This window comes from Nocardioides guangzhouensis, from assembly GCF_004519545.1.
Taxonomy (GTDB): Bacteria; Actinomycetota; Actinomycetes; order Propionibacteriales; family Nocardioidaceae; genus Nocardioides; species Nocardioides guangzhouensis.
In genome coordinates this window covers 1-3,935 of sequence record NZ_SDKM01000089.1, presented here as the reverse complement: position 1 = coordinate 3,935, position 3,935 = coordinate 1, and the positions used below count along the sequence as shown (strand labels likewise).

General features: G+C 75.2%; 6 protein-coding genes. 3 read left to right on the top strand and 3 right to left on the bottom strand.

The features are described from left to right. Positions 1-146: 146 nt before the first annotated feature. Together EKO23_RS24390 and EKO23_RS24385 are read right to left on the bottom strand one after the other, a co-directional pair. Positions 147-962 carry a cupin domain-containing protein gene (locus EKO23_RS24390; protein WP_134721129.1) on the bottom strand — a complete coding sequence of 272 codons (816 nt, stop codon included), beginning with the start codon at positions 960-962 and terminating at the stop codon, positions 147-149. Then, positions 959-1,531, bottom strand: coding sequence for an RNA polymerase sigma factor (locus EKO23_RS24385; protein ID WP_217702801.1), 573 nt, complete (start codon positions 1,529-1,531; stop codon positions 959-961). The genes EKO23_RS24390 and EKO23_RS24385 overlap by 4 nt, the downstream gene beginning before the upstream one ends. A gap of 118 nt (positions 1,532-1,649) precedes the next feature. On the opposite strand from EKO23_RS24385, the gene EKO23_RS24380 reads away from it, so the two are divergent. Next, entirely contained in the window at positions 1,650-1,982 is a 333-nt protein-coding gene (locus tag EKO23_RS24380; protein WP_134721127.1) for a superoxide dismutase family protein, read from the top strand. A gap of 7 nt (positions 1,983-1,989) precedes the next feature. Here EKO23_RS24380 and EKO23_RS24375 read toward each other — a convergent pair whose 3' ends face one another. Then, the gene (locus tag EKO23_RS24375; protein ID WP_167880641.1) at positions 1,990-2,475 is read right to left on the bottom strand and encodes a GNAT family N-acetyltransferase; all 486 of its coding nucleotides are present in this window, start codon (positions 2,473-2,475) and stop codon (positions 1,990-1,992) included. On the opposite strand from EKO23_RS24375, the gene EKO23_RS24370 reads away from it, so the two are divergent. Then, complete coding sequence (locus EKO23_RS24370; RefSeq protein WP_246051298.1) at positions 2,474-3,715, top strand: class I SAM-dependent methyltransferase; 1,242 nt, start codon at positions 2,474-2,476, stop codon at positions 3,713-3,715. The genes EKO23_RS24375 and EKO23_RS24370 overlap by 2 nt on opposite strands. Beyond that, positions 3,712-3,903, top strand: a complete 192-nt coding sequence (locus tag EKO23_RS24365) for a DUF3046 domain-containing protein (protein ID WP_134721123.1) — start codon at positions 3,712-3,714, stop codon at positions 3,901-3,903. The genes EKO23_RS24370 and EKO23_RS24365 overlap by 4 nt, the downstream gene beginning before the upstream one ends. The last annotated feature ends 32 nt before the right edge of the window (positions 3,904-3,935 follow it).

The window sequence follows — 3,935 nt, the reverse complement described above, 5'->3', positions numbered from 1 at the left end:
GGTCTTGCCGGCGCCGTTGGGGCCGAGCAGCCCGACCACCCCGCCTCCCACGGCGAGGTCCAGCCCGTCGACGGCACGCAGCGCGCCGTACGTCTTGGTCAGGTCGCTGGCCGCGACGGTGTGCGCGAGCCCGGTGGTGGCGGTGGTCATGAGGTCCTCCGGTAGGCGAGGTGCTCGCGGCGCGAGACGGTGAGGGCGACCGCGGCCGCAGCGACGACGAGCGCCAGCAGCTGGGTCTGGGGGCTGGTGACGGCGGCCACCACCACGTCCTGGCCGATCCGGCGGCTGGCGGCGGGCATCGCGACCGCGACCGCCCAGAGGCCGCCGAGGACGGCCGCGACGACCACGGGGTCGAGCCGGGTGGTGCCGGCGAGCAGGACCACCGCCGAAAGGGCGAGGCCGGGGAGCAGCCACGCGACCGCCAGGGAGACCGGGAGGCCGACGAGGAGGGCGAGCCCGACCCCGACGGGTACGGCGGCCACCGCCACCGCGACCGCCCGGCGGGTGACCAGGCGGAGCCCGGCGAGGGGAGCGGCGAGCGCGAGCTCCCCGGCGGGGTCGGAGGCCTCGCGGTAGGACAACGCCACGCCGAGCGTCGGCACCAGCGGCGCCATCGCCAGCAGGGCGGTCGGCACGCCGACCCCCACGAAGGCAGCCGGCAGCACCGGCACCATCAGCACGAACAGCAGGGCCAGGCCCCACGCGACGGCCAGCGGCCGGGTGGACAGGCCGAGCCGGGCCAGCGGCGTCGACGCCGGCCGGTCCACGACCGCGGACAGCGCCTCCCAGCGCCGGTCGGTGTCGGGGGAGACCTCGTGGCCACGTGCGGCCGCGCGGGCCAGCGCGGCGCGGCAGTCGGCGCAACGAAGGAGGTGGGTCTCGACGGAGGCGGCGACGACCGCGTCGTCGGACCCCGCGGCGTACGCCGCCAGGTCGGCGGGGCTCGCGTGCCAGGTGTTCACAGCAGTGCCTCCCGGAGCTCGGAACGGGCTCGGCTCATGCGGCTCTTGACGGTGCCGGACGGGATGCCCAGCAAGGTGGCGGCCTCGCGGGTGGTGAGGCCGTCGATGACGGTGGCCTGGACGACCGCGCGCAGCTCGGGGGAGAGGCTGTGCAGCGCGGCTCCGACGTCGGAGTGCTCGACCCGGGCCAGCACCTGCTCCTCCGCCGAGGTGGCGTCCGGCTCCCGGAGCCGGCTGAGCCGCTCCACCACGCTGGCCCGCGGCTTGAGGTGGTGCAGCAGCGACCGGATCGCGATGCCCCACAGCCACGCGGCCACCTCACCCTCGCCGCGCCAGGCCGGCTTGCGCCACACCGCGACGAACGTGTCCTGCACCGCCTCGTCGACGATCGCCGGGTCGGCGCAGCGCCGGGACAGGCGCGCGGCCAGCCACGGCTCGTGCCGCACGAACAGCTCGCGCAACGCGCCGCGGTCGGCGTCACGGAGCGCGGCGACGAGCTCGGCGTCGGTCGCCGACGCGAGCCGGTCTTCCGGCGGCGGGTGCATCTCGGTCACACCCCCTGTGGCCACGAACCCCCTGAACGGTTCACATCATCGCGCCGGACCCCACCGGGGAGAACCGAATCGGGCATTCCCGGCCACCACGGGTGACGCCCCGTCCGGGGGGCGGACCGAGAGGAGCAAGGCCATGCAGACGTCGATGTGGGGACCCCTCGCCGGGCTGCCACCGAACCGCAGCTTCGGCGCGCACGTCCACACCGGGCACTGCGGAACCGACCCGCTCACCTCGGGCGGGCACTACCAGCACTCGACCGATCCCTCGGTACCGCTGGCCGACCGCGAGGTGTGGCTCGACCTGACCTCGGACGAGCACGGGCGTGCGGTGGCGGAGGTCATCCGGCCGTGGGTCATCCCGGCGGGCGCCGCCGGATCCGTGGTCATCCACGCCGCCCCGACGAACCCCGCGACCGGCAGCGCCGGTGCCCGGCTGCTGTGCACGGACGTGCCGTTCGGCGGGTAGGGCGGGCTCAGAGCATCTTCTGGAACCACCGCACGTCGATCCAGCGGTCGAGCTTGTGGCCGACCTCGCAAAGCACGCCGACGTCGGCGAACCCGCAGGCCCGGTGCAGGGCGACGCTCGCGTCGTTGGGCAGGGCCACCGCTGCCACCGCCGTGTGCACCCCGACCTCGGCCAGCCGCCCCAGCAGGACGTCGTACAGGCCGCGGCCGATGCCGCGTCCGGTGGCGTCGTCCGCGAGGTAGACCGAGGTCTCCCGGGTCGCGTCGTACGCCGCGCGGGGCCGGAATGCCGTCGACCACGCGGCGCCGAGCGCCCGGCCCTCGTCGACCGCGACCAGGATCTGGTCGCCGGCGTGCGGCGAGGCGAGCCGCTCGAGCCAGACCCCGGCCGGGACCGGCTCGGTGTGGAAGGTGGTGTGGCTGCTCAGCGTGTGCGGGTCGTAGATCGCCTGCAGGCCGGGGACGTCGGCAGCGGTGGCGGGCCTGATCTCCATGGCGACCCACCCTGTCATGTCGCCGGCCACGTCGCTGGCCACGTCGCTGGCCCGCGAGTGGGTGCCGGCTGGTTCAATGGCCGGCGTGCCGATCGAACCCGACACCAAGGACTGGACCTGGGTGCTGCGCGAGCGCTGCCCCGACTGTGGATTCGAGGCGGGCTCGGTCACCCCGGCCGACCTGCCGCGGCTGATCCGCGACACCGTGCCCGGCTGGGAGGCCGCGCTGGCCTCCGTCGACGCGCGGGTCCGGCCGGCGGACAACGTGTGGTCGCCCCTGGAGTACGCCTGCCACGTCCGCGACGTGCACGTGCTCTTCGACGAGCGGCTGCGGCTGATGCTCACCGATGACGACCCGGTGTTCGCCAACTGGGACCAGGACGAGACCGCGGTCGCCGACGACTACGCCTCGCAGGAGCCGGCCGAGGTGCTGCCGGCGCTGGTCGCGGCCGCCGAGGCCGTGGCGGCGACGTACGCCGGGATCTCGGGCGACCAGTGGGACCGCCCGGGCCGTCGCAGCGAGGGCTCGGTGTTCACGCCGGCGTCGCTGGGGCGCTACCACCTGCACGACGTCGTCCACCACCTGCACGACGTCGGGTTCGACCCGCGGTCGATGACGGTCTCGGCGTACGACGGGAACGTGGCGGACTACCGCGAGGGCACCCGGCTGATGCCGGACCCGGCGCGGGTGGCGATCGAGCGGTTCGCCGCCGTCCTCGGTGCCGGTGCGCGGGTGCTCGAGATCGGCAGCGGTCCGGGGCACGACGCGCTGGTGCTCGAGGCGGCCGGGCTGCGCGTCCGGCGCACGGACGTCACCCCCGGGTTCGTCCGGATGCTGCGCGGTGACGGGCACCGGGCGGACGTCCTCGACCCGCTCACCGACGACCTGACCGACCCCGACGACCCCGCGCCGTACGACGGGGTGTGGGCGAGCGCCTGCCTGCTCCACGTCGCACGACCCGACCTGCCGACAGTGCTGTCACGACTCGCCGCGGCGACCCGTCCCGGTGGCCTGTTCCAGCTGTCCCTCAAGGAGGGCGACGGCGAGTCCTGGTCGACGCACGGCAACGTCGCGGCCCCGCGGTTCTTCACGTTCTGGCGCGAGGGACCGCTGCGGGAGGCGCTGGCGGCTGCCGGTTGGCGGGTGCTCACGCTGTCCCACGAGGACGACCAGCGCGACCAGCCGTGGCTCGACGTGGTCGCCGAACGGGACGAGGGCGTCGTGGAGGAGCCGGCATGAGGCACACCGAGTTCTGGGCCCGGCTCGACCACGCCCTCGGCCGCGACTACTCGCGCTCGTGGGCCCAGCAGTTCGTGATCACCGACCTCGGCCGCACCGCCCAGGAGGCCCTCGACGCCGGGGTCCCGCCCAAGGAGGTGTGGGCCGCCGTCTGGCGGGCCCTCGAGCTCCCCGCCAACCAGCGCTGACGCCGAGGTGCCCGGTCTTGCCGGCCGAGGTG

Excerpts from the sequence above, each read along its gene's own strand:
- EKO23_RS24375 (WP_167880641.1), bottom strand. The coding sequence starts at position 2,475 with ATGGAGATCAGGCCCGCCACCGCTGCCGACGTCCCCGGCCTGCAGGCG.
- EKO23_RS24370 (WP_246051298.1), top strand. The coding sequence starts at position 2,474 with ATGGCGACCCACCCTGTCATGTCGCCGGCCACGTCGCTGGCCACGTCG.
- EKO23_RS24380 (WP_134721127.1), top strand. The coding sequence starts at position 1,650 with ATGCAGACGTCGATGTGGGGACCCCTCGCCGGGCTGCCACCGAACCGC.
- EKO23_RS24365 (WP_134721123.1), top strand. The coding sequence starts at position 3,712 with ATGAGGCACACCGAGTTCTGGGCCCGGCTCGACCACGCCCTCGGCCGC.